The organism is Mycobacterium sp. M26 (assembly GCF_001494595.1).
In the GTDB taxonomy this organism is placed as follows: Bacteria; Actinomycetota; Actinomycetes; order Mycobacteriales; family Mycobacteriaceae; genus Mycobacterium.
Window position 1 is genome coordinate 521,149 of sequence record NZ_LN929908.1, and the last position, 24,540, is coordinate 545,688.

A 24,540-nucleotide genomic window follows, 5' to 3' on the forward strand; every position below is an offset into this window, starting at 1 on the left:
CCGGTGAATCTTTGGCGCAGCAGCTCGCTGCATCCGGGCTGGCCCACCCCCGTCGGTCCACTGCGGGTGCCGGCCGGTCTGATCCGGCTGCGGCCGGTGCGGATGCGTGACGCCGCCCAGTGGAGCCGGATCAGGCTGGCCGACCGGTACAAGCTCGAGCCATGGGAGCCCACCGCGGAGGTGGATTGGACTGTGCGCCATGCTGTTTCGTCGTGGCCCCCGGTGTGCTCCGGGCTTCGGGCGGAGGCTCGCAAGGGGCGGATGTTGCCCTACGTGATCGAACTCGACGGGCATTTCTGCGGTCAGCTGACGATCGGGAACGTGACCCATGGCGCCTTGCGGTCGGCCTGGATCGGCTACTGGGTGTCCAGCGCCGTCACCGGCCGGGGGATCGCCACCGGTGCGCTGGCGCTGGGGTTGGACCACTGCTTCGGGCCGGTCACGCTGCACCGGGTGGAGGCCACCGTGCGGCCGGAGAACGTCGCCAGCAGGGCCGTGCTGGCCAAGGCCGGCTTTCGCGAGGAGGGCCTGCTGAGGCGTTACCTCGACGTGGACGGGGCGTGGCGCGATCACCTGCTGGTGGCGATGACGGTCGAGGAGGTCGAGGGCTCGGTGGCGGCCCGGCTGGTCGACCGGGGGTTGGCCCGCTGGAGCTGAGGACCACGTCGCCTGTTACTAATGTGACATTTGTGGCTGTTGGTGCTTGTCATGACCTAATTACACGTGTGTAATTGAATCCGGCGCGCCGTCGCGGGTTGCGTAGGTCACGGACCTAGCCTGGACGGGAAAGGAGCAGGCCACCATGCCCAGCATCCCCCAGTCATTGCTCTGGATCTCACTCGTCGTGCTCTGGTTGTTCGTGTTGGTGCCCATGCTCATCAGCAAGCGGGACACCGTGCGCCGGACGAGCGATGTTGCGCTGGCCACCCGTGTGCTCAACGGCGAGGACAAGTCCCGCCTGCTGCGTCGCAAGGGCCGCCCGGCGGCCGGTCACCACCACGATCCCGACTGGCAGCGCGACGACGACGAATTCGACGAGTACGACGAGACTGACGACGACGTCGCCGAGCCCGTCCACACCCGCACGATGGTGGTGATGGCGGCGGTCACCGAAGAGGTTCGGCCCGAGCCGGACTACCTCGACGTCGATATCGTCGACGAGGACTCCGGTGCCCTGCCGGTGGGCGGTGGCACCCGCCGGGCCGAGACCGCCCAGCCCTCGTTGTTCGACGAGGCCACCGAGCCGGTCGCAGAGCCCGTCGCCGAGGTCGAGCCCGAATCCACGCCCGAGCCGGTGGCCGAGCTGGATGCCACCCAGGAGTTCGACGCCGTCGCCGACGAGGACGAGGATCCGCAGGACGGCACCGCCGACGAATACGAATACGTCGACGACACATCGGGTTTGGAGGCCGAGGACGAGCCGGCCACCACGGTGACCCCGCGGGCGGGACGATCGCGGCGGCTGGAGTCCAGCACCGCGGCGGCCGTTACGGCACGCAAGTACCGGTTCCGCAAGCGGGTGCTGACCGCGATGTCGGCCCTGATGATCCTGACCGCCGTGCTGGCGTTCACCGTGAGCCGCGACCTGTGGTGGGCCTGCGCGAGCACCGCGGTGGTGACGATCCTGTACCTGGGGTACCTGCGCCGGCAGACCCGGATCGAGGAGCAAGTGCGGCGTCGCCGTCAGCAGCGCATGGCACGCTCGCGGCTCGGGGTGGAGAACACCGAGGACCACGAGTTCGATGTGGTGCCGTCGCGGCTGCGTCGGCCGGGTGCGGCCGTCCTGGACATCGACGACGAGGACCCGATCTTCGAGCACCTCGACGAGGTGCCCTTCGCCCGGCATTACGACCTGCCGCGGGCGGCCGGGCAGTAACGCGGGCGGTTTCAGTCAGCAGGCGTTCGGCTGGTAGCCTGCTAGCGATCAAGGGGCTATGGCGCAGTTGGTAGCGCGACTCGTTCGCATCGAGTAGGTCAGGGGTTCGATTCCCCTTAGCTCCACTTTTCGAGACCTAAGGTTCGAAGATCGAACCCGTTGGCCAGCTTCGGCGACTGTGAGATCGCTCTGGCGTCGGCGCTGAGACGTGTTGGCGGCGGCCGCAGATGCGCGTCGTTACCACTGCGGTCCTGGTGTGCCGTCGCCCGTCGCCGCAGGCGCGGGTTTGACGCTATGCCGCCGCCTGGTCTCACCGGACGCTCACGTATCGAGTGCGGTGAAGTCCAAATGGCAAAAGATACGTCGCAGGGTTGCGCGATCGCCATCCACCGCGCGCCGAATGTCCTGTAGGAGCTGCCATCCCGAGCCAGGCAGGCAGTTTCCGACCACGTACACCGGCGGTCCGTCGAACACGTGATCCTCGAATCTCATCAGAGAGCAGTGCTCCAAGACTTCTATATGTCGCCGCAACTCGCGTGGCCCGCAGTCAACGTAGCTGTGCAACGCCTCGGCCGGGACGCTGAACTCTGGCTCCCAAGGAGCCCAATTGGCCGGTACTTCATCACCGCGATCGACAATGACTGCCAAGAGAGATCGAGCGTCCTCCGGAACGCGGGTCAACCGCTCAGCAAACTGATTAATCTGTTCGCAAGACTCAGCCTGTTCGTCCTCTCCAAGGCCGAGAGGCTCAAGGACGACAAGGCCGTTGTTGGCGGGCGTGTACGTAACGCCCTCGCTTATATCGCCAACTTGGCGGCGCAATTGGTCGGGAACTGAGGTGTAGATCGCCTCGTGGTCCTTCTTGAGTCTCTGCAGCCGGTCGACCGGCCATATTTTCTCGCCGACGTCGGGGTCATCGATGGTGGTGTGGTGGTTCTCGCACATGATGAGGAGATTGTCGTAGGCGCGACGTTCTTCGTTTGTCATGCTCACGTTAAATCGGCACGAGTCGGGCAATGCGCCTTCTATGTGGGCGATCTCGCCATGTAGCACGCCATCGGGACCCATCAGAAGTGCTTCGCAATTTGGGTAGGCGCACCGGTTACCCGACGCGAGGTACAGCATCTTCGTGACCCTCGGGGTTGGCGGAAGTCGTTCAGGAATCTCTTCCACTGCGCTCCCTTCGGTTGCGATCCCCGATGGGCCGGAGACGAACGGATCGATTCGTCGCGTAGCAAAGGCTACCCACTGATGCGGCCCTTCTTCTATAGATAATGACGATTACCGTTCGCGATTGCGTGTCCGTGCGATTCGCGATTGTCGTCTTGAACTGGCCAAGCGCCATATCCGTTCAGCAACACCAGGGTTCGATAGATCTCCCCTCAGGCCCAATTTGTTTGGGCAGGGACAACAGAACGTCCAAGCATCAGCGCAATCACATCTGCGCTACGGTACGGTTCCACGGCCACCATTTTCCGTACGGAAGCCTCAGCTGGGTCGTCGCCTAACGCTTCGGCCGCCGGGGATCCAAGCAGGGTGCGCTGACGTTCACCGACCAGAAGCCCGCAGGCGGGTTCTGCGCCGCGGTCTAGGCGCACGGCCCCACAAAGCGCTCGAGATGCACAACATCACCCCGGCCAATCGCACCGTCAAACCCGCACTCGCCGCCGGTCTGCCAGGCTCGACCTCTTCCACGAGTGGGTGTTCACCACACCGACCGAAGGACCTGTCCGCTACCAGCAGTTCTGGCGCGACGTGTGGAACCCCGCGGTTGTGGCGGCCAAACTCGACCCTCGGCCCACACCGCACGACCTGCGGCACACCTACGCATCATGGCAACTCACCGGCGGAACACCCATCGTGGTTGTCTCTCGCCAGATGGGCCACGAGTCCATCAAGGTAACCGCCGACATCTACGCCGACGTCGACCGTGCTTCAGCACGAGCCGCCGCCGACTTCATGGACCGCACCCTCGACTAGGCGCAGGAGTTCACGTAGGCAGTGCACAGCGGCGCGACCATATCGGCGAGCAGCTTTTCGCCGTCAACTGCGGGCCAGTCGACACTGGGCGGGTCGGTTGACCACATTGCAAGCTCAACGACGGTGCTATTGCGCAGGTCCGAGACGAGGTATTCGTGAGCGACCACCGGTTTCGGACCGCCGACGGTGATGGTCGCGATCAACGACTGGCCAGGGTGTCCGCCGGGAAGGTTCTGCTCTGCAACCCCAGATACGACCGCCCCCGCAGTGGGAGAGGAACATTCGCGTTTCAGAACAGCGCTCGCATTGTCCATCACAGCCGATGCACGCTGACCGGCGATCCAGGGATCGCCCCGCCAATGCAGGATCTGGACTGACAGCTGCCACTGCCCCGGCGGGTTGGGCAACATGATGTGAGCCGCCACCGCCACGTCGCGCTGGTCGTCGGTAATCGGGGGAGCGGCACACAGATAGTCCATTTCGAACCGCGGGCCCGTGACGGCCTCCGACAGGGGCGCGAGCTGCGGCCACGAATAGACGGAATTAAGGGGGATCGCCGACGGTGGGATCCAAGCAGAATCCGGGATGTGCGTACATGCCGGAGGGCAGTTGCCATTCGGCACGCGGTTCGGGTCAGGTGCGGGGGCTGCGAACACACTTGGTGAGGATGATCCGGCGCCCGAAGCAGGGGATGTGAGAGCTGATGTCTGGGGTGCTGCACTTGGCCGAGACGCCAGCTTGTAGCCGCCGAAGACTGCGACACCGATAACCACAATCAGGCTGACAAACACCGCGGTGATCGTGATCAGCCGCGGTGAAACGCGATGGGCGTCGAGTGACGCGATGTCATCGGTTTCGCTGTCGTCGACCGAGCCCCACGCGTAGGCCGATTGAGTGTCCGCGTCAGCAACTCCTGCCAGCTCGGTGGGGTCATTCGGCTCATTCATTCGCTGCCCAACCTGACTACTGGAACAGTGGGAGTAGCACTCCCGGGTCGAGGCTCCAGGCCGTGTTGGTGCCGTCGGAGGTGACATGCACGGGGAAGTCCTGCGGGGCGCCCTCGCCCGTTGACACCGCGACCACACCCTCAAAGCTGGTGTCCCCGGTCTTCTGCAGCGCCACCCGGCCAACGCGCAACGCGTACTGCGTCACGCCGTTGGCGGGATCGTCGAAGTAGCCCTGCATGTTGTCCTGGATGCGCTGGTTCAAGAACTGCAGCAATAGCGCGTTGGCCACCGCGTCACCGATTGCGTCGCCGATCGGATTCGTCCCGGGCGAGTATCCGGACGGGGAACCGGGGTAGTAGCCGGGGGTGTCGCCACCGTAGTAGACCTTCGGGCCCTGATAGGTGGGGTTGAAGTAGTCCCCACTCGGGCTGTCGATGCATTTCTGGTAGCCCGGCCCGGTGTCGTAACAGAACGGGCTGGCATTGGCGACGCCGATCGGCGCCGCGAATCCCGCGGCGCAAAGGAGAAGTGCGGTGGCGACGTTGGTCGCAGCGGATGGTAGCCCCCGGCTGATCATGGGCGGATCTTAGCCGAGATTCCAATACCGGCGTATTGCTTGAGACCAGACAGCTGTGGACTTGCGGCCGTGGCTTGCTCGCTGTCGGTGTCACCGTGCGCGCAGTGGCGATTCGCTGAACGGATCCTGTGCAGCCGATTCACCGTCACCGCCGCGCGAGCCAAAGCGGCCTCACTATCAACGATCTGATTGAGCAGCTGGTAGTACCGCACCGGCGAGATCCCCAACCCTCGGATCGCATCTTCCTTCTCGCCGGCAGTCAGCCAAAAGTGTTGCTCCAGTTCAAGAATCGCGCGTTGCTGCTGGGTCAGGGAATCCATAGCCAATCTCCGTCCAGGTGGTGCTCGAGCTCGGATACCTCAAGGGGATCGAGGGTGTCCATTCGGGTCCATAGGGTGGGTTCGTCGACCCACAGGTGATCGGCGAGCTCGCGCGGGTGCCGCGTCCACCGGAGTCCAGCTACGAGCGCGGGTAGCGCGATCAGCCTGCGTGCGGCGATCTCGTCGACGATCCTTTCCTCATGAGCCGCCGCGGCGGGGTCTGATGGAACCGGGCCGCGCTCTCGGTGCACCAGTTCGTGGGTGAGAGTGCAACGACGTTCCGCTTGGGTCAGCGATTAGCACAACCAGATCCGCGGCCCGATCTGCAGTCCCATCAAGTGGTCAGGAAGCCGATACCGACACGACACATCAACTTCGGCGTGCTCGTCACGCAGAATCCGCCAAGGATGCCATCTCACTTCAATCGACATAGCGCGGACGCTAGGTTAGGGGACCGACACAATTACGGGCCTGACCAGGAAGGACAGCCTTGTAATTTACTGTAGAAGTCGACTAAACTGCAGGTAGTCGAACACATGTTCGATACCGAGATGGGGACGAGATGGCCGACAAATCAGCAATTGAATGGACCGAAGCAACCTGGAACCCCGTCACCGGATGCGATCGCATCTCGGCCGGCTGTGATCACTGCTACGCCATGACCCTCGCAAAGCGACTCAAGGCTATGGGCTCCGCGAAGTACCAAAACGATGGCGACTCGCGCACTTCGGGACCAGGCTTCGGGATCACAATGCACCCCGAGTCCCTCGACGAGCCGCACCGCTGGCGCCAACCCAGGACAGTTTTCGTCAACTCGATGAGCGACTTGTTCCATGCTCGCGTGCCACTGGACTTCATCCGCGACGTCTTCGATGTCTGCCGGGACACCCCGCGCCACACTTACCAAGTGCTCACCAAGCGGAGCCTTCGACTGCGGCGAATCGCCGACCAACTCGACTGGCCGCCGAACCTCTGGATGGGCGTCTCCGTGGAGAACGCCGCGGCGCTCCCTCGAATCGACCACCTCAGAGAGGTGCCAGCCGCCGTGCGCTTCCTGTCCTGTGAGCCGCTGATCGGCCCGCTCGACGGCCTGGACCTCGACGGGATTCACTGGGTCATCGCCGGAGGCGAGTCGGGGCCGAACTATAGGCCTGTCGACGTCAATTGGGTGCGCGGCATCCGCGACACGTGCAGTGACGCCGGAGTTGCCTTCTTCTTCAAGCAATGGGGCGGCCGCACACCGAAGTCGTCTGGTCGTGAGCTCGACGGACAACTCTGGGACGAAATGCCCTTGGCGGCAAGCCTATAGGAAATCGAGGGTGACGCCTGCAGTGAATTGCCGCTTGCCCGGTGGCCTGTTTACCTGAATGAGTTTCTGCTGCTCGAATTCCCGAAGCAGCGGCGTCACGTGAGGCTCCCTGAAAGACGTTTGAAGCAGGACGAAGTCCTTCAGTTCCTCGGCCGTTACCCCGCGGCGTCCCGCAAACACCGACAATATGATCGTGCGGAGCTGCCGCAGATTCGGCTCCGGCTCAAAGAGAACTAAGTCACCTGCCATTCTGTCGGCGAAACGGAAGTTGCCGCCCGGATCCGCCTTCCACATGGCCGCCTTCATGCGGCTCAATCCGACCTTGCTGCGGGTCGCGTGAATGAGAGCATAGGAGATGTTCCCCGTCTCGTTGACCATGTAAAACCTCTGAGTTAAAGGAAGATTGGCGGCCTCAGACACTTTCCCGCGGTACACGTCGACCAACTGCTCGATGCGGTCTTCGCCGGCCTCCAGTTGGGTTAACACTTCGTCCACTTCCATGCCATACAGCTCGCGAATCGATTTTTGTTGACCATCGCGCTCGATGAATCTGTGAACGAAACCGACCATGAAGTTGATGAGCAGCTCACTGTTCGGCGTGGACCCGATCGATCCCAACAACTCCATCGGGAACCGGGTGTAGCCAAAGGGATCGACGAATGCGAAGGTTGGGGCCAGACGCTTATTCTGCTCCCGCATTGTGGTGATCACCTCACCCATGTGGTCATCGAACGACGCATTGTAAACGCCGATCTTGACGTTGGGCGGCCAGGGATCGTAGCTCGCCTTAAACGTCTCCAGCTCTGCAGCAAGCGATTCGACATTCTGTCGGTTCTTCTCGATGAACATGAAGACGAACTCGCAATTGCCTAGCCGCTTCAGGTGCCCATGGTCGAGGAGCGCGCGCAGGGCAATCTGTGGAGATCCCTCGGACCCGTCGCCGTACCGGCCTCGCCCAGCGAACCCGTCGATGTACAAAACGCGTCGGTTCCAAGTGCCGAGGATCGGATACCACGCACCCAGATAATGCTGCAGGATCTGGTGTTTGGCGCGAGTGTGCGCCGCCATCACCCACTTTTCCGGATCCGAGTCAGCCAACGTCAGCCCCTCCCTGTTCTCTCGCCGCCGGCATGGTGAGGCGTCCGCGGCACGCTGGGCAGATCGCGGCCCGCTTCGCTGCCGACACATAGCCCCCTTGGACCGCCCAACCTGTGAAAGAGCAAAGGCTACGCGGTATGAGTGACGTGCGCGTCAGTTCGGTGTGGGTATGGTGCGGATCCGCCCGTACACCTCGATAGAGGCGGACAGCGGCCCCTGGTCGGCGTTTCAGCAGCTCACGACTTCTGTTGGGGGTTTCGAATCCCCTCACCTCCAAGTATCGGCTCCGGCGCGCTTCAACGAGTGCTGGTGTGTGTGTGTGTGCTTGCACTGCAAGCACTTGAAGACGGTGTTCCGTGTTTTCGCCGTTCAGGACCGTTTCGCTGCATTCGTTTGTGTGCTTCAAAGCGCCATGTCGAAGACTAAAACGCCAGTTCAGGGGTTCGATTCCCCTTAGCTCCACTTTGTTCAGCCCGGGCTTGCCCCGGGCTTTTCTTTTGCCTGCTGCCATCCATCTTCTCGATACCCGTATGACCAATTCGGGCTCCTGCGGCTCGCTCTTGACCCCGGACCGTCAGTGGTCATACGCTTCGGACAGAAACGTCTAACCATAGGGTCGGGCCACACGAGAGGACAGGTCGATGTCCACCAGCGCTGCTGTTCCCAATGTCTTCGAGGCCGGACTCCCCGCGTTCACCTACGGCCTCGACGCCACCCCGCACGACGTCCTCGATGATCTGCGCCGGGCTCAGTCGCAGTCGCCGATTGCCATCGGTCCGTTGGGCCCGGAGATCCTGTCCTACGAGCTAGCCCGCGAGATGTTGCGCGACAACAGATTCCGTATGCCGCCTGGCATTACGCTTGCGGCGCAGGGCATCACCTCTGGTCCGCTGTACGACAAGCTGATGAGCAGCCTGCTGGGTCTGGAGGGCCCGCCCCACGTCCGCCTGCGCAAACTGGTCTCCAAAGCGTTCACTCCCCGCGCCACCGCACGCCTGTCGGACACGATCCAGGAGGTGATCAACGGGCTCATCGACCGGCTGGGGGACACCGGCCGCTGCGACGTCGTGACCGATATCGCGCGCCCCTATCCCACTCCGATCATCTGTGCGCTGCTTGGTGCGCCCCGCCAGGACTGGCAGCTGTTCTCCGACTGGACCGAACAGGTCTTCAAAGCCTTCAACTTTCAGCCCGACGCCACCTTCGACGAGTCCGAGATTTTGGGCGCCTGGGGTGAACTCGACGACTACGTCGACGGGATGGTGGCCGCCCGTCGCGATGACCTGACCGACGACCTGCTCTCCGAGCTCATTCGCGCCGAAAGTGACGGTGACCGGCTCAGTCTCGACGAACTGCGGATGCTGGCCGCCGGCTTCCTGATGGCCGGAACGGATACGACGCGAAACCAATTGGCGGCGTCAGTTCAGGTGCTCTGCGAGCACCCGGACCAGTGGGCCGCCCTGCGTGATCGTCCGGAGCTGGCGATGCAGGCGGTCGAGGAGACCATGCGTCATTCACCCGCGGCCTGCATCGTGCCACGGGCCGCTGTCCAGGACGCCGAGTTCGGCGGCTACCTGTTCCCGGCGGGAACCTTCGTCCTGGTGAACACCTTTGCCGCCAACCGTGATCCGGCCATCTACGACGATGCCGACCGTTTCGACATCTCCCGCACGGACTTGCCTCCCATCCTGACCTTCGGTGGTGGAGCGCACTACTGCCTGGGCGCCAACCTGGCCCGCCGGGAGATCGCCGAAGCGCTCGTCGTGCTCACCCGCCGCCTCATCGCCCCACACCGGGCCGGTCCCGCCCCGTGGAAGTCCCTGCTGGGAATGACCGGTCCGCTAACACTTCCGATCGAATTCACCAGCCAGAGCCTGGTGACGGCCGATGCGTAGCCGGGGCTGGGCGGGGGAGACACCGTCCTCGGACGAGGAGGCGATCGCCCGCATCCTCACTGCGGTGGATGAGGAGATTGCCGAGCACGGCGCGGCGATCCGCATTGCCGACGTCGCCCGCCGGCTCGGCGTCACCCGACAGACTGTGTACCGCTACTTTCCCAACGCCGACACGATGCTCATCGCCAGCGCGATGCGCGCTGTCAACGGATTCATCGACCGGCTGGCCGACCACGTCAGCGGCCTCAAAGACCCGGTCACTGCGGTGGTCGAGAGTGTGTCCTTCGGGATCGAGCACCTCTCCGGCGATCCGCAGCTGGAGAAGCTGCTCGCCCGACGGGATGAGGGCGAACCTGTCACCTCGCTGACCTCCGATACGGCATTGACGTTCTGCCTGGCGTTCTTGCGGCGCCTCGATGTGGACTGGGAGCTGCATGGCTTCGACGACAACGCTCTTCGTGAACTCACCGAAATGACCACGCGCACAGTGCAGTCCCTACTCACCGATCCCGGTCAGCTGCCGCGGACCGGACCTGCGCTTCGCGGCTTCATCGCCCGATGGCTGGGGCCGGCGATCCTGTACCCGCGGTGGTCGTCGCTATCGGTCGCGACACCATCACCCGTTCCGGTGTGAAGCTCACACCGCGACCGGTGTACCCGTCGTCGGCCGGCCGGTCGTCCCAGGTGAGGGTGGCCCGGCCGGAGAGCTGAAGCGTTGTGCCCGTGTCGAAGTCGAGGAACAGCAGCGCTGCGCTCGGGTCGACGGCAATGTTGCCCAGGCTGTTGAACAGGTTGTTGCCGGGATAGTCAGGGAACCACAACCGGTCATGGGCGGTGAGCACGAAGCCCGGTGAGCCACCCCGGTGCGACGCGTCGGCGCCCGAAGCGGGGTGCGTCGTACCCAGGAAGAAGGTGTCGGCCCGCTGGATCAGCCTGCGGTCCTCGGCACGCAGGGCATCCCCGGTGAAGACAGCTTCCCGGTTGGTTCCGGCGGCACCAGCGGGGGTGTTGTCGGTGTGAATGTACTTGGGGCAGTTGCCGTAGGACTGGTCGACCTGGATCACCAGCCCGCCCGACGGGTCGGCGCTGAGCTCCCCGTTGATGCGCCAGCGCCGCCGGGTGGCGAAGTCGATGACGATCGCACCGGCCGGCTGCTGATCCGGCATGGCGTGCAGTGGATCGGCCTCCGGCAGGCGGCTGTCGATGTGCAGTGTGGTGCTGTCCGCCGCGGTGAGGAACCCGGGATCGCCGAACAGCGGCGAGGTCCACAACCGGCCCGCGCCGTCGCGGGCGGTCACCACGGCCAGGCGCGCACTCGACAGGAACTCGGCGGTTCCCGACCGGAGTTGGCCACGCGCCACCATCCCCGACAGCCGTCCCGCCTGACCGCTGACCCCGGCCTGGGACTGCACGGCGAGTTCGCCGCTGTGGAATCCCACAGCGGCGTCCCCGTGTCCGCCGGCGGTCGTCACAGCGGATGCCGGCCTGCGAAGGCGACCACCCGCTGCGTCGGTGTCGCGGCTGCGCCAGTGGTGATCGACGGACCGAAGAGGTTCTGTGGCCGCAGTGCCGGAACCAGTTGGGCGCCGACGGCCTCGGCCACCGCCGCTTCGGCGTCGTCGAATTCGACGGGCCGGTTCACCGCGACCGCGAGGTCCCAGCTGTGGATCAGCGTCGAGTAGGTGACGATCCCGACGGCCTGCTCGGCGGGCATGTCACCGAGCACGGTCGCGACCGGGGATTGCCAGTCGGTGACCGACGACCACGCCCGATGCGACCGTTCGACGGCGCCCTCGACGACGGCCAGCGGCGCGGCGCCGAGGATGTCGGCCCCGCTGAAGAGTTCCTCCTCGGTGGGTCCGGCCTGGCCGTCGACGCCGGCGGCGAACGCGTCGATCGAGGCGACGGTATGGCTGAGCAGTGACCGTACGTTCCACCCGGTGCAGGGGCTGGGCAGGTTCAGGTCGCCGCCGGAGAGGGCGGCGGTCAGGGTGATCAGGCGCTGGTCGGCGCTGCGCAGGACGTCGAGGGCGGGCATGGGGATCCTTTCGATCGGACTAACGGTTATTTAATTGCTTTGACGTTAGTCATCATGCGCACACCGATCTAACGTTGTCAAGTTCCTGCTATCGTTAGAAGGATGAACTCCGAGTCGCTGCTGAAGAACGCCCAGGCGGCCGGGTTCGTCGTGGCCGGTGAGCCGCTCGCTGTCGACCTGGCCGACACGATCATCACCGCGCAGAATCCGCCCGCCGACCTGTTGGCCAACGAGGCAACCTGCCGGCTGTGGTGGGAGCTGCAGCGCGACCGTCTGCCCCAGGGGGCGCCGCTGCCGCCGCTGGACGTCACGGTCGAGATCCGCGGGGCGGTCCGCGAGATCCTCGACGCCCACCTGACCGGGGCGTCACCCGGGAGGGCAGCCGTCGAGCAGATCAACGGCATTCTGGCCCGGGTGCCCGCCACCCGACAGCTGGTGCACAACCGGTCCGGGTGGACGGTCGAGACGGCGCGGCGCGCGTCCGCTGACCGGCCCTACGACCTCGCCCTTGCCGCGGTGGCCGACAGCCTCACCGACCTGCTCGTCAGCCCGTCGGTGGATCGACTTCGCCGCTGCCAGAACCCGGCGTGCAGCATGCTGTTCGTCGCCTCCGACGCCCGCCGCAAGTTCTGCACCCAGAACATCTGCGCCAACCGGACCCGGGTGGCCAGGCATTACCGCCGCCACCGCGCGGACTGAACATCACTGCGCGCGTTGTCGTTCTGGCACCCGAACGTTATGACTTTCTGCTCGTTGCGGTGATCCGGCCGTGTCAAGGTCTATGCCGTGGCTTTCTTGGACCCGATGCGGATCGATAACCGCCTGTCCGCGCGCTGTGCTGCGGTGGCATCGATCGGCGCAGCCGTCATCCATCTCGGCGTCGCGCCGACGCACTGGCGGGACTGGGCCCCCTCCGGAGTGTTCTTCGCCTCCATCGCGGTGTTCCAGCTGGTGTGGGGTTTCCTGGCGTGGTCACGCCCGACGACGATGGTGCTCAGTGTCGGGATCGCCGCCAATGCCGCCTGCGTCGGATTGTGGATCGTGTCCCGAACGATCGGAATTCCGCTCGGGCCCAACGCCGGTCAGCCCGAAGCGGTGGAGGCCGCTGGCATCTGTGTGCTGCTTCTCCAGTGCTACGTCATCATGGGTGCACTGTGGACGTGGCTGAGAAGTTCACGCGCGCAACAAGTTTCCGGTACCGGTCGGGCCCTGGTTCTACTTGGCGCCAATGTCGTGATGGCCGTGGCGGTGACGGTCGGTCTGGCCTCGGGATTACAGGGCCACGAGCACGGGCAGCATGCCGAGCCGATGGCCATCCCGGCGGCACCCGAGCAGGCCGATCAAGCCGAGCCGGCCCAGCCGGTGACCAATATGGGCTTGCACACCGACGGCCACCACCACGACCATCCCTGAGCTCAGAGCGTCGGATGCTGTCCGCGACTGGCGATCACGGCTTTCGCGACGTCGGTCAGCTTGATGTTGAAGTCCTGAGAACTGCGGCGCAGCACCTCGAACGCGCGCGGCTCGTCGATGTCGTTGAGCACCATGAGCATGCCGACGGCCTTGCCGATCTCGCGATTGCTCTGCAACGCCGACCGTAACCCGACGGCGTCCTCCCCGCGGGCGGCCGCTGCCGCTGCGACGCTGGCGAACGACGCCATGATGATCGCCCGCCCGGCCGCATCGGAGTTGAAGGCGCCCGGAGTATCGGAGAACAGGTTCAGGGCGCCGACCTTGTGCTGATCGACCATCAAGCGGAACGCCATCATGCCGCGGACCGGTGTCTCCGTCAGCAGCCGTCCGGCCAGGGTCGGCCACTGGCTGAAGGCCCGTAGATCGGGCTCCACCTGCGCCGACTCCTCCTCGATGGCATCCACGCAGGGGCCTTCGCGGATCTCGCGCTCCAGCTGATCGACCCGTCGGGCCACCTCGTCGGTGGCGGCCACCGTGACGTAGTCGCCCTTGCGTTTGAGCAGGATGCTGGCGTGGTCGCAACCCGGAACGATCATGGTCGCCGCGATGCAGATGGCCGGGTGGACGTCCTCAAGGCCGGAGCCTTGGTAGACGATGTCGGCCAGGTTCGCGAAGACCGCCTGGGGGTCGACCGCGTTATCGGCCGCCGAGACGTCGTCGGATTCTCTGGTCGTCATGTCACAAGCATGTCCGACGGAGGGGGTGCTGGCAAAGTGCCGTCCAGCTCGGTTCTAGGACGGCAGGAAGTCCAGCAGGAGTTCGCTGCACCGCTGCGCGGCCTCCAGCGGAATCCAGTGCCCCACGCCCTCGAGGCGCTCGTAACGCCACGGCCCGCTGACGTACTCCGCGGACTGTGTCATCTGCGGTTCGAGTACCGCGAAGTCGTCGCTGCTCCACACGCCCAGGGTCGGCGAGGTGATCGGCGGGAGTTCCATCGGCGGGGTGATCAGGCGGGTCGGCCCGAGGTTGGCGCGGTACCAGTTCAGGCCGGCGGTCAGATGACCCGGTCGGGACAGCCGTTCGACGGCGACGTCCGGCTCGGGGTGGCGGGTCCAGGCCCGGAAGTTCTGATAGTCGTTGGCCGACAACCACTCTTCGGCCACACCCTCGAACTGGAACATCAGCATGTACCAGCTGAGCGCGATCTGGTCATAGTCGGTCCGGTGGAACGCGCCGGGGTGGCCCACGCTGAGGCAGGCCAGGTGATCGATACGGTCGGGGAGTAGCGCGCCCAGCGCCCAGGACAGGCCCGCGCCCCAGTCGTGCCCGATCAGGTGGGTGCGGCTGATCTCCAGCGCATCGAGCAGTCCGATGACGTCGGCCAGCAGGGTCGGGGTCCGGTAGGCCGAGACCTCGGTCGGCCGGTCGGACTCGCCGCACCCGCGCAGGTCGGGGGCGATCACCCGGTAGCTCGCGGACACCAGGGCCGGGATCTGCTCGCGCCAGACGGTGCGGTCGTCGGGCCACCCGTGCAACAGCAGCACGTCGGGACCCTCGCCCTCGACGATGACGTCCAGGGTGATCCCGTTGGTCGGCACGCGCATGGCTCAACCCCTCTCGGTCGCAGCGGCGGCGCGTTCCGCGCGCGCCCGGCTGAACAGCATGTCGAAGTCCGGCTGCCCGGTCTTGGCCGTCACGCCGCCGTCGACCACCAGGTTGATCCCGGTGATGTAGCTCGCCTCCGGCGACGCGAGAAAGGTTATGGCGCTGGCGATTTCGTGCGGCTCGGCGGGCCTGCCCATCGGTACCAGCCGCTCGTACTCCTCGGGCCAGCGGTCCAGCACGGACTGCAGCATCGGGGTGCGTACCCCGCCCGGGCACACCGCGTTGACCCGGACACCCTGCCGGGCGTGGTCCACCGCGAGGTTGCGGGTCAGGTTGGCCACCGCGCCCTTGGCGGTGGCGTACACGGCCAGGCCCGGATCGGCATAGAGCCCGGAGATCGAGCACGTCGTCACCACATTGCCGCCGGTGGCGGCGAGGTGGGGGATCGCTGCGCGACAGGCGAAGAACACGCTGTCGAGGTCCACGGCCATCACCCGGCGCCACGCCTCGGTGGTGGTGTCGGTGATGTGCCCGTAGTGGCCGATGCCGGCGTTGTTGACCAGGACATCGAGGCGCCCGAACCGCGCCACTGTCTGCTCGATGAGCGAGGTGACCTCGGACTCGACGGCCACGTCGACGATCAACGTCGCCGGGTCGCCCCAGCCCGCGGTCCGCAGGTCGGCGGCCAGCTCTTCCAGCGCGTCGGTGGCCCGGTCGGCCAGCGAGAGCGTGGCGCCGAGCTCGGCGAACCGGCGTGCGGTGGCCGCACCGATACCGGAGGCGGCGCCGGTGATGACGACGACGCGGTCCTGGAATGTCGTGGTCATCCGAGCAGGCTCCTGATCTTGTCGACGACACCCGCGGCGGTGAAGCCGTAGTGGCGGTAGAGATGAGTGGGTGGGGCGATCAGCGCGTACTCGTCGGCCAGCGCCAGGCGCTCCAGTCGGGCGGTGATTCCGGCCAGTGCGACGGCCTCGGCGACAGCGGTGCCCAGCCCGCCGATCACGTTGTGCTCCTCGATGGTGAGGATCCGGCCGGTTGCGGTCGCTTCGGCGACCACGCGGTCGGTATCGAGCGGTTTGAGGTAGATGGCGTCCAGTACGGTGACGCCAATTCCCTCCGCCGCCAACGTATCCGCGGCTTCGGCGGCGATCCGCACGCCGATCCCGGTGGCGATCACCGTCAGGTCGCCACCGGAGCGGACCTCGACGAACCGGCCGCGGTCGAGCACCGGCACGTCCGGGTAGACCTCGCGCTCGCTGCCGCGCCCGAGCCGGATGTACACCGGGCCGGGCTCGTCGAGGCTGGCACGGATCGCGGCCCGGGTCGACGGTCCGTCGCACGGTGCGAGCACGGTGAGGCCGGCGATGCTGCGGGTGATCGCGATGTCCTCGGTCGCATGATGGGAGGTGCCGTAGAACCCCATCGAGATGCCGGCATGGTGGGCCAGGATCCGCACCGGCATTTGCGTATAGGCCAGGTCGGTGCGGATCTGCTCGGCGCACAGTAGCGAGACGAACGAGGCGAACGTCGCCACGAAGGTCTGGGTGCCCGTGCTGGCGAGACCGGCTGCCACCGAGACCATGTTCTGCTCGGCGATACCCATGTTGAGGAAGCGCTCGGGGTGGCGTTCGGCGAAGTCCGTCAGGCGGTTGGAGGTGGCCAGATCGGCGGTCAGCACGGCGATGTCGGCGCCGGCGTCGACCAGGTCGGCCAGTTCCTCACCGGCCACGAAGGCCGACAGTCCCGGCAATGAGGTGGTGACGTTCCAGGAGGGCCGGCCACGCTCAGATGTCGTTGTCGTGCTCACTATTTCGACTCCAATTCGCTGATCGCGCGTTGCCGGTCGGCCTCGCCCAGGTAGCCGAGATGCCAGCCGGCGTCGCCTTCCATGAAGGACACGCCCTTGCCTTTGAGGGTGCGGGCGATGATCACCGTCGGGGCGCCGTGGCCGCCGCGGGCGGGGGACAACGCGGCACGCAACTGCTCGACGTCGTGACCGTCGACCTCCTCGACGTTCCAGCCGAAGGCCGTGAACTTGGCGCCGATCGGCTCGATGCCGAGCACCTCACCGACCGGGCCGTCCAGCGTCCACCCGTTGGCGTCGACGATCGCGATCAATCCGGCGGCCTGGTGGTGAGCGGCGGCCATCGCCGCTTCCCACACCTGGCCCTCGTGCAGTTCACCGTCCCCGATCAAGACAAAGGTGCGATAGGTGGCGTCCCGCATCCGGCCACCGAGTGCCATGCCCAGTCCCACCGAGAGGTTGTGGCCGATCGATCCGGAACTGAAGTCGATACCGGGCACTTTGTTCATGTCGGGGTGATCGCCCAGCGGGCTGCCCAGTCGGGTGTAGGAATCCAGCCACTCGGCGGGGAAGTACTCCAGTTCGGCCAGCAGCGGGTAAAGACCAACGGCCACATGGCCTTTCCCCAGCAGGAATCGGTCACGGTCGGGCCAGTCCGGCTCGCCGGGGCGCAGGTCGAGGACGGCGTCGTAGAGGACGGCCAGGATCTCCGCACAGGAGAAGGTGCTCGAATAATGGCCGCTGCCCGCCACTTCGACGAGGTCGATGGTCTTGCGTCGAATCCAGTCGGCACGACGGCGCAGTTCCTCCGTGGTGCGACGCGCGCGTTGCGAAGTCGAAGTCATGGATACAGTACAGTACTGTATTCAGCGTGACCGAGTCTACTGCCCCCGCCAAGCAGGCACCCCGAGTGGCCGATGCGCTGCTGGATGCCGCGGTCGAACTGGTGCGTCGAGGCGGGTTGTCCGCGTTGACCACCGAGACACTGGCCGCCCAGGCGCGGGTCAGCAAAACCACGATCTACAAGAGGTTCTCCGGCAAGGAGGAGATTCTGGCGGCCACCCTCGATCACCTCGACTGGCGGCCCGAGGTGGACGAAACTGGTGATCTCCGAGAGGAACTCACCGACTACCACCGCGACCGCGGCGAGTTCTTCGCACAGCGTGGTGTGGCCCGGGTACTGGCCGCGGTGATGGCCGCCTCGGCCGGCGACCGCCCGACGCGCCAGGCCGTGGCCCAGCATCTGCGGCGCCAGTTGTCGGTCCCCCAGGAGATCCTGCAGCGGGCCCACGACCGGGGGGAGATCAGCGACCGGTTCCGGGTGGACACCCTGGTGACCGTGCTCTGCGGCGCTGCCTACTACCGGTCGGTGATCGAGGGCAAGCCGCTCGACGAACGGTTTCTCGACGAGCTCGTCGAGCTGATCACGACGGCCTGACTACTGCCCTTCGACGGGGACGGGTGCCGCGGTGTCGCAGCGGCCGCGGAAGTCCAGTGACGGCTGCCGAATGGCCTGAAGGTCGGCTTTCACCTGTGGATTGGCATCCAGGTACGCCCTGGCCTCGGCGCGCTTCTGCTCCATCGGCAGGTCCTTGAGGCCGGTGAAGAACTCGTTGACGTCCGGATGGGTGAACAGATAGCCCGACAGCGAGAACCCGACGCCCGACATCACCCCGGCCAGGTCGGCGGAGGTGCAGTTGGGCGGATCCGCTGCGGCGGGTGCGGCGGCGCCCAGCGCTACGGCGCCCGCGCCGAGTCCGACCGTGATCGCTCGCCGCATCCAGTGCTGTGCAGATGACATGTCGCTCCTCCGGCGTGCCGTCGACCCACGCTGTGTTCGCAGGATATCGGCTCAACCGCCGGTCGGGGGTCAGCTTGCCCCGACCAGAACGGCCGGATAGTGCTCGACGTAACTCCGGTTGTCGATGCCGACGTAGGTGCAGGTGCGGTCCTGCAGATTCACCACGAAGTGGATCACGCCCGCCCGCCACGATGCCTCGGCGAACTCCTCGAATGTGGTCTGTCCGGCCTGATCCTCCCGCAGCGCACGGATCAGCGCGGCCTCGTCGAACGGTGCCACGTCGTGCATGCCGGTGTGCAGGGGAGTGTCCTGGGTGACGACCGGACCCTGTTCGGTGTCGTAGACGCACAGCATCGCCGGCAGCCAGTAGGTGAAGGTGCGAACACCGTTGCGGCGCAGCACCTCTGCGAAGTGCGGGAAACCTTCGACGGCGGGGCGGCGCGCGGCGCCTTCGCGGAGTGCGGACTCGAGTGTGGAGATGGCTTCGGATATCATGACAACATAGGACCAATCTGACAACATATTGTCAAATCTGGAGGTGTGATGGCCGACGACGTGGCCCTGTTGGTGGCTGACGTGTTCGAGCTCGCCGGCCTGCTGCGGCGTACCGGTGAGGCGGTCGCCGCCCAGGAGGGCCAGACGCAGGCGCGCTGGCAACTGCTCAGCGTGCTCTCTGAGGAGCCCCTCACAGTGCCGCAGGCGGCCCGCCGGTTGGGTATCACCCGGCAGGGCGTCCAGCGGGTGGTCAACGATCTCGTGGCCGCCGGGCTCGTCGAGTTCGCGGACAATCCGGACCACCGCACGTCACCGCTGGCGCAGCTGACCGCGCCGGGGCGCCGCATTCTGGTGGCCATCACCGAGCAGGCCGCACACGAGAACCGGCGGCTGGCCGACGCGCTCGGATCGACGAGTCTGCGGGCCACCCACGACGGCGTCCGACGCCTGATCGCCGCGCTGAAATCCTGACCGGCTACTGGCCGCGGTGCTTCTTGGGCCCCTTGCCCGGCGGCGGGCCACCCCGGTTGGGTTCTGCGTCGCCATCCCCGGCCGCAACCGATGGGGTGGTCGGTTCGGGTGTTGCGCTCGGCGGCGGTGGCGGCGGGCTCAGCGTCGTGCTGGTGGTCACCTGTTCCGGTGACCGCGCCGGTGCCGGGTCGCTGGCCAGTGCCAGCGCAACGATGCCGAGAACCAGCAGGGAGGTCACCGCGGCGAAGATGGCGGTGGCCCGGTGCCGTCGCCGCCCGGGAGCGGTAAGTGGCGGTCCAGCAAGGACTTTCGTCGGTGGATGTGGTGCGGCCAACGCCGTGTGCAACGCGTGGGCGCTGCCGAAACGGGCCCGCGGGTCGCGGTCCATCGCCCGTTCGACCACCGCCGCCAGAGCCGGCTCCACGTCGGGACGCAGCGCCCGCAGCGGCGGGGGAGTGCCGTGCAGGATCGCGCCGGCCAGAGCGGCCATGTTGTGCTCTTCGGCGGCGAACGGCCGGTGACCGGCAAGGCATTCGAAGCCCAGCACCCCGGTGGCGTACACATCGTCGGCCACCGAGGCCGGCGCACCGGCCAGTCGCTCCGGGCTCAGGTACGCCATGGTGCCCATGATCTGGCCGGTCTGGGTGTGGGCCGCCTGGGGCGTCTTCGCCAGCCCGAAGTCGGCCACCTTCACATCTCCGCCCTCGGTCAGCAGAATGTTGCCCGGCTTGATATCGCGATGCAGCACGCCGCCGGCATGTGCGGTCGCCAGGGCGGCGGTGATGCTGACCAGGATCCGGCGGACCTCGTGACCGGGCAGCGGTCCGCTCGCGATCCGGTCCGCCAAGGTGGCGCCGGGGAGGCGCTCCATGGCGATGAACGGCACGCCGTCGTGCTCCCCGAAGTCGTAGACCGCGACGATGTTGGGATGACTGAGCCGGGCTGCGGCCCGGGCTTCGAGGTGGAACCGGCGGCGCAGGTCGGGCTGGGCGGCTAGTGCCGGGTGCAGCAGTTTGATCGCCACCGGCCGGTCCAGGAGGGTGTCCCACCCGTCGCGCACTTCACCCATGCCGCCGAGACCGACGACGGCACGCACGTCGTAGCGTCCGCAGAGCATGCCCGGTAGGTACCCCGGCCGGGCCGTCGATCAACCCTCTTAGCGGCTGCCGCCGACCTCAGCGGGCAGCGGTGGCGGCAACGGCGTGGTGGATGTGGGCGTGGTCGACGTGGGTTTGGCCGAGGTCGTGGGCGTGGCCGATCCCGAGGTGCTCGGTGACGACGTGCTCGGTGACGAGGTGCCCGATGCCGGGGATTTCGGCCCGTGGAAATCCAGCCAGGACTCGCTGCGGATGGTCTTGCCGCCCGAGTTGACCGTCAACGATTTGGCGTCGACCAGGTAGGTGATGCCGTCGCTCTCGGCGTCGTAGGCGCCGTTGCCGTAGGCCGAGGCGGGCAGGATCAGCTTGGCGCCGTCGCGTACCCGCACCCCGCGGTATTCGTACTGGCCGCCGGAGTCCTTGCAAATCGCCACCCGGGAGGTGTCGGTGCTGCCGAACAGCACCGCGGTGTCGGAGGCTGCGCAGCGCGCGGTCGAATCGACGTAGCCCTGTGAGTCGTAGGCCGGCGCGGCAGCCGCCGACGGCAGGGCGGTGACACACATGGTCAAACCAGCCGCGACCGCGGCGACGCGGGCGGTGCGGACCCAGATACGAGACATCACTCCATCCACGACACCATGGGTCGCGGACGGGTGCGACCGTCGATGCAGAGAAACTACGAGATCGTTAGTTTCCCGATACCGGGCGGGTCGCCGGAGTTATTGACGTGAACAGATTTTCCATCTTGTACAGTGTCGGAGCGCACAGTCAGCCTCGGCTGTGAGCAACAACACAGTGGGGGGTCACAGATGGAGTTTGGATGCGAGATCACATGGGTCGCGGCCGGCTGATCGGCCGCCGAGCCCTCAAGGCGGTCATGACGGTCCTCGCGGCCGTCGCCCTGTTCATCACCTCGGCGCTGCCTGCGTGGGCTGCCGACACCATCACCCTGACCTGGGTGCGCCATGGCGAGTCCTACGGCAACCTGCCTGGTGCGGGCATCAACACCGAGGTGCCGGGCCCGATCCTGACGCCTGAGGGTGAGGACCAGGCCGAGGCGGTCGCCGACCAGCTGAAGGCCGATGGCGTGGCCTACGACGGCATCTACTACTCGGACATGATCCGGACCCAGCAGACCGGGAACTACCTGCACACCGAACTGAGCTCGCTGCCGTTCACCGAGGTGCCGAACTTCCGAGAGATCAGCGCCGGCATCTTCGAGGGTTCGCCGGTCGACAGCGGCCTGGGCCGGATCGGCTATTTCCTGATCCCGCTGACCTGGACGCTGGGCCTGCGCTCGCTGCCCATCCCACTGGGTGAGGGCGGCAACGAGTTCGAGGCCAGGGTCAACGAGTCGATCCAGACGGTCATCGACGACGGCTCGGTCAAGCCGGTGATCTATTCGCACGGCGCCACGATCATGATCTGGACGATGATGAACGTCGACAACCCGGATATTGCGTTGCTGCTGAGCCACCCGCTGCCCAACACCGGCATCGTCGTCGTCGAGGGCAACCCGGAGGACGGCTGGACGCTGGTCAGCTACGACGGCATCGCCGTCGACCAGAACCCGGGCCTGGGCACCCAGCTGTTCGTCAACTTCCGTGACCTCGTGGTGGCCCCGCAGACCGCGATCTACAACGTGGTTCAGGCCGTCAAGACGCTGAACCTGCCGACGATCGTCAACGCGATCGCCACCGGTGTGGTCGACGTGGCCCAGGCGGGCGTCCAGTTCGTCACCAAGTCGGTCAGCGACATCGTCAACGCCATCATCGGCGCTCTGCCGGGCGGAGCGCAGGCCAGCGCGGCGGCAACCAAGGCCGCGGCCGTCAAGTCGGCCGGCGCGGCGACCACCTCGCTGGTTGCCGGCACCGAGCCTGCTACCGAACCGGTCAAGGACTCCTCGGAGTCCACCGAGAAGGCGGCCGACGACACCGAAAGTGGCAACGGCGCAACCGATCTCAGCGACGGCAACAAGGTCGAGCCCGGCAAGGCCGGCTCGGCCCGCACCGCCGGCTCGCTGCAGTCGGTGTCGGACAAGGCTGACGACAGCTCGTCGTCTGCCGCTGACTCCGGCAGCTCCGCCAAGAAGTCCACCGGCGGAAGCAAGCGGTCCAGCCAGAAGGCTGCCGCCTGACCCACCACGACATCGGCCCCCTCCACACCGGAGGGGGCCGATTTCGTGTTCAGCCCAGATACTCCGATTCCAGCACCAGATCGGGCACCAGCTTCTGGTACTCCATGTGGGTGCGGTGCTCGACGGTCTTCCAGGACCGGCCCTGCTGCTCGTTCATGTAGGCCCGGTACTTCGGCGACCCGGGAAAGCCGACGTTGTCGGCGACGGCCACGGTGCCCGGGTGCAGCCAGCCGCGCTCGGCGATGCTGAGCAGATCGGCCAGGTAGGCGTTCTTGTCGTGATCGATGAACAGCAGGTCCACACTGCCCGGGCCGAACCCGTGCTCGTCACGCAGCCGGTCCAGGGTGCGCCCGTTGTCGCCGATCGTTCCCACCACGCAGGTGATCCGGTCGGCCACCCCGGCGTGCGCCCAGATCCGCCGGGCCACTTCGGCATTGGCCTGCGCCAGCTCCACCGAGAACACCCGCGCCTGCGGTGCGCAGCGCGCGATCCGCAGCGCGCTGTACCCGCAGTAGGTGCCCAGTTCCAGAACCTGGCGCGGTGCCACCCGGCGTACCGCGGCGTCGAGCAGCTCACCCTTCTCGTCGCCGATGTTGACCAGGAACGACTTGTCGTAGGCGTACTCGTCGAGGGTGGCCAGCACGTGCTCGATGTCGCCGCGGCGGGCATGCGTCTCGACATAATCGGCGGCCGCCGCCTCCCGGCCGTCACCGATCTGGCCGGTCCTGGTGAAATTGCGCAGCCCGATCCCGGTCCGCAACACCGACCATCGCAACAACGGCAGACGCTGGCGAAGATTCATGCCTTCACGCTACGTTGTGCCCGGGGGCGCCAGGCGGAGGTTGTGTGCAGGTAAGCGGTGGCCGGACAGCCGTGGCGCTGGGTTACGGGCTCATCTGCCACACGGTGTTCGTCATCGGTGTGGGCACCATGATGGTGGCGATGTTCTTCGGCATGAGCCGGTCCCTGGGCACATTGGCCGCGCCGTGGAGCTGGATCGCCAACGCTGCGTTGCTGCTGCAATTCCCGGTCTCGCACTCGCTGCTTCTCACCGACTCCGGCCGGGCCCTGCTGGCCCGCCTGGCTCCGCGCGGCACCGGCACCACGCTGGCCACCACGACGTTCGCCGCGATCTCCGCGGTGCAGGTGTTCGCCCTGTTCGCGCTCTGGTCACCCACCGGGACGATCTGGTGGCAGGCCAGCGGAGTATCGCTCGTAGCGCTGACCGCGCTGTATGTCACCGCCTGGCTGTTGCTGGGTAAGTCGATGGCCGATGCCGGCTTGTCCCTGCAGACCGGCAGCCTGGGATGGACGGCACTGCTGCGTGGACGCAAACCGGTGTATCCGCCGATGCCGACCACCGGGCTGTTCCGGCTGACCCGGCAGCCGATCTACGTGGCCTTCACCCTCACGTTGTGGACAGTCCCGACCTGGACGCCCGACCAGCTGGTCCTGGCCCTCACGCTGACCGCGTACTGCCTGGTCGCGCCCCGGTTCAAGGAGGCGCGTTTCCGGCGCATCCACGGCGCGGCGTTCGACGACTACGCCCGCACCGTGCCCTATTGGCTGCCGTGGCCGCGAAAACAGCGGTGAAGCGGCGGTGAACCCCAAAGCTTGGATGAACCAGCGCGCCATGATGTACGTATCAGCGTTAGACGTCACCGATCACCGAAG

Annotated in this window: 28 protein-coding genes, 1 tRNA gene and 1 pseudogene; 13 read left to right on the forward strand and 17 right to left on the reverse strand. The window is 66.3% G+C overall.

Annotated features, from left to right (window positions below):
- The first annotated feature begins 3 nt into the window (after positions 1–3).
- The 3 genes from BN3385_RS11980 (at position 4) to BN3385_RS11990 (ending at position 2,001) form a co-directional block, all read left to right on the forward strand.
- Positions 4–657 (forward strand): GNAT family N-acetyltransferase, encoded by a 654-nt coding sequence (locus BN3385_RS11980; RefSeq protein ID WP_059016989.1) that lies wholly within the window; start codon positions 4–6, stop codon positions 655–657.
- Between the two features lie 145 nt (positions 658–802).
- Positions 803–1,876 (forward strand): divisome protein SepX/GlpR, encoded by a 1,074-nt coding sequence (gene sepX / locus BN3385_RS11985; protein WP_059016990.1) that lies wholly within the window; start codon positions 803–805, stop codon positions 1,874–1,876.
- 52 nt (positions 1,877–1,928) lie between these two features.
- A tRNA-Ala gene (locus tag BN3385_RS11990) sits at positions 1,929–2,001 on the forward strand.
- 196 nt (positions 2,002–2,197) lie between these two features.
- On the opposite strand, the gene BN3385_RS11995 is transcribed toward BN3385_RS11990, so the two are convergent.
- On the reverse strand, positions 2,198–2,944 hold the full coding sequence (locus tag BN3385_RS11995; protein ID WP_197415198.1) for a hypothetical protein: 747 nt from the start codon (positions 2,942–2,944) through the stop codon (positions 2,198–2,200).
- 627 nt (positions 2,945–3,571) lie between these two features.
- Between BN3385_RS11995 and BN3385_RS12000 the strand changes: the two are divergent.
- Positions 3,572–3,856, forward strand: a pseudogene (locus BN3385_RS12000) (tyrosine-type recombinase/integrase); the annotation flags it as partial.
- On the opposite strand, the gene BN3385_RS28135 reads toward BN3385_RS12000, so the two are convergent.
- The 3 genes from BN3385_RS28135 to BN3385_RS12015 are packed head-to-tail and all read right to left on the reverse strand — an operon-like array spanning position 3,853 to position 5,700.
- On the reverse strand, positions 3,853–4,803 hold the full coding sequence (locus BN3385_RS28135) for a hypothetical protein (protein WP_156432730.1): 951 nt from the start codon (positions 4,801–4,803) through the stop codon (positions 3,853–3,855). The pseudogene BN3385_RS12000 and the gene BN3385_RS28135 overlap by 4 nt on opposite strands.
- A gap of 16 nt (positions 4,804–4,819) precedes the next feature.
- Complete coding sequence (locus BN3385_RS12010) at positions 4,820–5,380, reverse strand: hypothetical protein (RefSeq protein WP_059016994.1); 561 nt, start codon at positions 5,378–5,380, stop codon at positions 4,820–4,822.
- Positions 5,377–5,700, reverse strand: a complete 324-nt coding sequence (locus BN3385_RS12015; RefSeq protein ID WP_082690435.1) for a DUF3263 domain-containing protein — start codon at positions 5,698–5,700, stop codon at positions 5,377–5,379. Before BN3385_RS12015 ends, BN3385_RS12010 begins: the two co-directional genes overlap by 4 nt.
- A gap of 562 nt (positions 5,701–6,262) precedes the next feature.
- Here BN3385_RS12015 and BN3385_RS12025 point away from each other — a divergent pair.
- Positions 6,263–7,009 carry a DUF5131 family protein gene (locus BN3385_RS12025; protein WP_059016995.1) on the forward strand — a complete coding sequence of 249 codons (747 nt, stop codon included), beginning with the start codon at positions 6,263–6,265 and terminating at the stop codon, positions 7,007–7,009.
- Here the strand turns inward: BN3385_RS12025 and BN3385_RS12030 are convergent.
- Entirely contained in the window at positions 7,004–8,107 is a 1,104-nt protein-coding gene (locus tag BN3385_RS12030; RefSeq protein ID WP_197415199.1) for a three-Cys-motif partner protein TcmP, read from the reverse strand. The genes BN3385_RS12025 and BN3385_RS12030 overlap by 6 nt on opposite strands.
- Before the next feature lie 641 nt (positions 8,108–8,748).
- Here BN3385_RS12030 and BN3385_RS12035 point away from each other — a divergent pair.
- Both BN3385_RS12035 and BN3385_RS12040 read left to right on the forward strand, forming a co-directional pair.
- On the forward strand, positions 8,749–10,002 hold the full coding sequence (locus BN3385_RS12035; protein ID WP_059016997.1) for a cytochrome P450: 1,254 nt from the start codon (positions 8,749–8,751) through the stop codon (positions 10,000–10,002).
- Positions 9,995–10,636 (forward strand): TetR/AcrR family transcriptional regulator, encoded by a 642-nt coding sequence (locus BN3385_RS12040; RefSeq protein WP_059016998.1) that lies wholly within the window; start codon positions 9,995–9,997, stop codon positions 10,634–10,636. The genes BN3385_RS12035 and BN3385_RS12040 overlap by 8 nt, the downstream gene beginning before the upstream one ends.
- Here BN3385_RS12040 and BN3385_RS12045 read toward each other — a convergent pair.
- On the reverse strand, positions 10,551–11,441 hold the full coding sequence (locus BN3385_RS12045) for a pyridoxamine 5'-phosphate oxidase family protein (protein WP_059021846.1): 891 nt from the start codon (positions 11,439–11,441) through the stop codon (positions 10,551–10,553). The genes BN3385_RS12040 and BN3385_RS12045 overlap by 86 nt on opposite strands.
- A 29-nt stretch (positions 11,442–11,470) precedes the next feature.
- Positions 11,471–12,040: a TIGR03086 family metal-binding protein gene (locus BN3385_RS12050; RefSeq protein ID WP_059016999.1), complete on the reverse strand. Its 570-nt coding sequence runs from the start codon at positions 12,038–12,040 to the stop codon at positions 11,471–11,473.
- A 102-nt stretch (positions 12,041–12,142) separates the two neighbouring features.
- Between BN3385_RS12050 and BN3385_RS12055 the strand changes: the two genes are divergently transcribed.
- The gene (locus tag BN3385_RS12055; RefSeq protein WP_059017000.1) at positions 12,143–12,739 is read left to right on the forward strand and encodes a CGNR zinc finger domain-containing protein; all 597 of its coding nucleotides are present in this window, start codon (positions 12,143–12,145) and stop codon (positions 12,737–12,739) included.
- A gap of 87 nt (positions 12,740–12,826) precedes the next feature.
- Complete coding sequence (locus BN3385_RS12060) at positions 12,827–13,453, forward strand: hypothetical protein (RefSeq protein WP_059017001.1); 627 nt, start codon at positions 12,827–12,829, stop codon at positions 13,451–13,453.
- Positions 13,454–13,455: 2 nt separating this feature from the next.
- Here BN3385_RS12060 and BN3385_RS12065 read toward each other — a convergent pair whose 3' ends face one another.
- From BN3385_RS12065 to BN3385_RS12085, 5 genes are read right to left on the reverse strand one after another with little or no spacing between them, the layout of a single operon-like run.
- Positions 13,456–14,190, reverse strand: a complete 735-nt coding sequence (locus BN3385_RS12065; protein ID WP_059017002.1) for a GAF and ANTAR domain-containing protein — start codon at positions 14,188–14,190, stop codon at positions 13,456–13,458.
- Positions 14,191–14,244: 54 nt separating this feature from the next.
- A complete protein-coding gene (locus tag BN3385_RS12070) occupies positions 14,245–15,057 on the reverse strand; it encodes an alpha/beta fold hydrolase (RefSeq protein WP_059017003.1) in 813 nt (270 codons plus the stop codon).
- A gap of 3 nt (positions 15,058–15,060) precedes the next feature.
- Positions 15,061–15,885: a meso-2,3-butanediol dehydrogenase gene (gene budC / locus BN3385_RS12075; RefSeq protein ID WP_059017004.1), complete on the reverse strand. Its 825-nt coding sequence runs from the start codon at positions 15,883–15,885 to the stop codon at positions 15,061–15,063.
- Positions 15,882–16,868, reverse strand: a complete 987-nt coding sequence (locus tag BN3385_RS12080; RefSeq protein ID WP_059017005.1) for a transketolase family protein — start codon at positions 16,866–16,868, stop codon at positions 15,882–15,884. Before BN3385_RS12080 ends, budC begins: the two co-directional genes overlap by 4 nt.
- Positions 16,868–17,710 (reverse strand): transketolase, encoded by an 843-nt coding sequence (locus BN3385_RS12085; RefSeq protein WP_059017006.1) that lies wholly within the window; start codon positions 17,708–17,710, stop codon positions 16,868–16,870. The genes BN3385_RS12080 and BN3385_RS12085 overlap by 1 nt, the downstream gene beginning before the upstream one ends.
- 26 nt (positions 17,711–17,736) lie before the next feature.
- Here BN3385_RS12085 and BN3385_RS12090 point away from each other — a divergent pair, with 26 nt between their 5' ends.
- Positions 17,737–18,303, forward strand: coding sequence for a TetR/AcrR family transcriptional regulator (locus BN3385_RS12090; RefSeq protein ID WP_082690437.1), 567 nt, complete (start codon positions 17,737–17,739; stop codon positions 18,301–18,303).
- Here BN3385_RS12090 and BN3385_RS12095 read toward each other — a convergent pair whose 3' ends face one another.
- On the reverse strand, positions 18,304–18,666 hold the full coding sequence (locus tag BN3385_RS12095) for a heme-binding protein (RefSeq protein ID WP_059017008.1): 363 nt from the start codon (positions 18,664–18,666) through the stop codon (positions 18,304–18,306).
- Between the two features lie 69 nt (positions 18,667–18,735).
- Positions 18,736–19,161 (reverse strand): DUF1398 family protein, encoded by a 426-nt coding sequence (locus BN3385_RS12100; protein WP_059017009.1) that lies wholly within the window; start codon positions 19,159–19,161, stop codon positions 18,736–18,738.
- A gap of 48 nt (positions 19,162–19,209) precedes the next feature.
- Between BN3385_RS12100 and BN3385_RS12105 the strand changes: the two genes are divergently transcribed.
- The gene (locus BN3385_RS12105; RefSeq protein WP_059017010.1) at positions 19,210–19,632 is read left to right on the forward strand and encodes a MarR family winged helix-turn-helix transcriptional regulator; all 423 of its coding nucleotides are present in this window, start codon (positions 19,210–19,212) and stop codon (positions 19,630–19,632) included.
- Between the two features lie 4 nt (positions 19,633–19,636).
- Here BN3385_RS12105 and BN3385_RS12110 read toward each other — a convergent pair whose 3' ends face one another.
- Both BN3385_RS12110 and BN3385_RS12115 read right to left on the reverse strand, forming a co-directional pair.
- On the reverse strand, positions 19,637–20,749 hold the full coding sequence (locus tag BN3385_RS12110) for a serine/threonine-protein kinase (protein WP_059017011.1): 1,113 nt from the start codon (positions 20,747–20,749) through the stop codon (positions 19,637–19,639).
- A gap of 39 nt (positions 20,750–20,788) precedes the next feature.
- Positions 20,789–21,349 carry a hypothetical protein gene (locus tag BN3385_RS12115; RefSeq protein WP_059021847.1) on the reverse strand — a complete coding sequence of 187 codons (561 nt, stop codon included), beginning with the start codon at positions 21,347–21,349 and terminating at the stop codon, positions 20,789–20,791.
- A gap of 200 nt (positions 21,350–21,549) precedes the next feature.
- Here BN3385_RS12115 and BN3385_RS12120 point away from each other — a divergent pair, with 200 nt between their 5' ends.
- Positions 21,550–22,866: a histidine phosphatase family protein gene (locus BN3385_RS12120; protein ID WP_082690439.1), complete on the forward strand. Its 1,317-nt coding sequence runs from the start codon at positions 21,550–21,552 to the stop codon at positions 22,864–22,866.
- A gap of 49 nt (positions 22,867–22,915) precedes the next feature.
- On the opposite strand, the gene BN3385_RS12125 is transcribed toward BN3385_RS12120, so the two are convergent.
- A complete protein-coding gene (locus tag BN3385_RS12125) occupies positions 22,916–23,668 on the reverse strand; it encodes an O-methyltransferase (protein WP_059017013.1) in 753 nt (250 codons plus the stop codon).
- A gap of 44 nt (positions 23,669–23,712) precedes the next feature.
- Here BN3385_RS12125 and BN3385_RS12130 point away from each other — a divergent pair, with 44 nt between their 5' ends.
- On the forward strand, positions 23,713–24,459 hold the full coding sequence (locus tag BN3385_RS12130) for a methyltransferase family protein (protein ID WP_197415200.1): 747 nt from the start codon (positions 23,713–23,715) through the stop codon (positions 24,457–24,459).
- The last annotated feature ends 81 nt before the right edge of the window (positions 24,460–24,540 follow it).

Bases quoted from the DNA above. Each gene is read 5' to 3' on its own strand.
- sepX (WP_059016990.1), top strand. From the start codon at position 803: ATGCCCAGCATCCCCCAGTCATTGCTCTGGATCTCACTCGTCGTGCTC.
- BN3385_RS11995 (WP_197415198.1), bottom strand. From the start codon at position 2,944: ATGGGTCCCGATGGCGTGCTACATGGCGAGATCGCCCACATAGAAGGC.
- BN3385_RS28135 (WP_156432730.1), bottom strand. From the start codon at position 4,803: ATGAATGAGCCGAATGACCCCACCGAGCTGGCAGGAGTTGCTGACGCG.
- BN3385_RS12010 (WP_059016994.1), bottom strand. From the start codon at position 5,380: ATGATCAGCCGGGGGCTACCATCCGCTGCGACCAACGTCGCCACCGCA.
- BN3385_RS12015 (WP_082690435.1), bottom strand. From the start codon at position 5,700: ATGGATTCCCTGACCCAGCAGCAACGCGCGATTCTTGAACTGGAGCAA.
- BN3385_RS12025 (WP_059016995.1), top strand. From the start codon at position 6,263: ATGGCCGACAAATCAGCAATTGAATGGACCGAAGCAACCTGGAACCCC.
- BN3385_RS12035 (WP_059016997.1), top strand. From the start codon at position 8,749: ATGTCCACCAGCGCTGCTGTTCCCAATGTCTTCGAGGCCGGACTCCCC.
- BN3385_RS12040 (WP_059016998.1), top strand. From the start codon at position 9,995: ATGCGTAGCCGGGGCTGGGCGGGGGAGACACCGTCCTCGGACGAGGAG.
- BN3385_RS12050 (WP_059016999.1), bottom strand. From the start codon at position 12,040: ATGCCCGCCCTCGACGTCCTGCGCAGCGCCGACCAGCGCCTGATCACC.
- BN3385_RS12055 (WP_059017000.1), top strand. From the start codon at position 12,143: ATGAACTCCGAGTCGCTGCTGAAGAACGCCCAGGCGGCCGGGTTCGTC.
- BN3385_RS12065 (WP_059017002.1), bottom strand. From the start codon at position 14,190: ATGACGACCAGAGAATCCGACGACGTCTCGGCGGCCGATAACGCGGTC.
- BN3385_RS12070 (WP_059017003.1), bottom strand. From the start codon at position 15,057: ATGCGCGTGCCGACCAACGGGATCACCCTGGACGTCATCGTCGAGGGC.
- budC (WP_059017004.1), bottom strand. From the start codon at position 15,885: ATGACCACGACATTCCAGGACCGCGTCGTCGTCATCACCGGCGCCGCC.
- BN3385_RS12085 (WP_059017006.1), bottom strand. From the start codon at position 17,710: ATGACTTCGACTTCGCAACGCGCGCGTCGCACCACGGAGGAACTGCGC.
- BN3385_RS12095 (WP_059017008.1), bottom strand. From the start codon at position 18,666: ATGTCATCTGCACAGCACTGGATGCGGCGAGCGATCACGGTCGGACTC.
- BN3385_RS12100 (WP_059017009.1), bottom strand. From the start codon at position 19,161: ATGATATCCGAAGCCATCTCCACACTCGAGTCCGCACTCCGCGAAGGC.
- BN3385_RS12105 (WP_059017010.1), top strand. From the start codon at position 19,210: ATGGCCGACGACGTGGCCCTGTTGGTGGCTGACGTGTTCGAGCTCGCC.
- BN3385_RS12110 (WP_059017011.1), bottom strand. From the start codon at position 20,749: ATGCTCTGCGGACGCTACGACGTGCGTGCCGTCGTCGGTCTCGGCGGC.
- BN3385_RS12115 (WP_059021847.1), bottom strand. From the start codon at position 21,349: ATGTCTCGTATCTGGGTCCGCACCGCCCGCGTCGCCGCGGTCGCGGCT.
- BN3385_RS12120 (WP_082690439.1), top strand. From the start codon at position 21,550: ATGCGAGATCACATGGGTCGCGGCCGGCTGATCGGCCGCCGAGCCCTC.
- BN3385_RS12125 (WP_059017013.1), bottom strand. From the start codon at position 23,668: ATGAATCTTCGCCAGCGTCTGCCGTTGTTGCGATGGTCGGTGTTGCGG.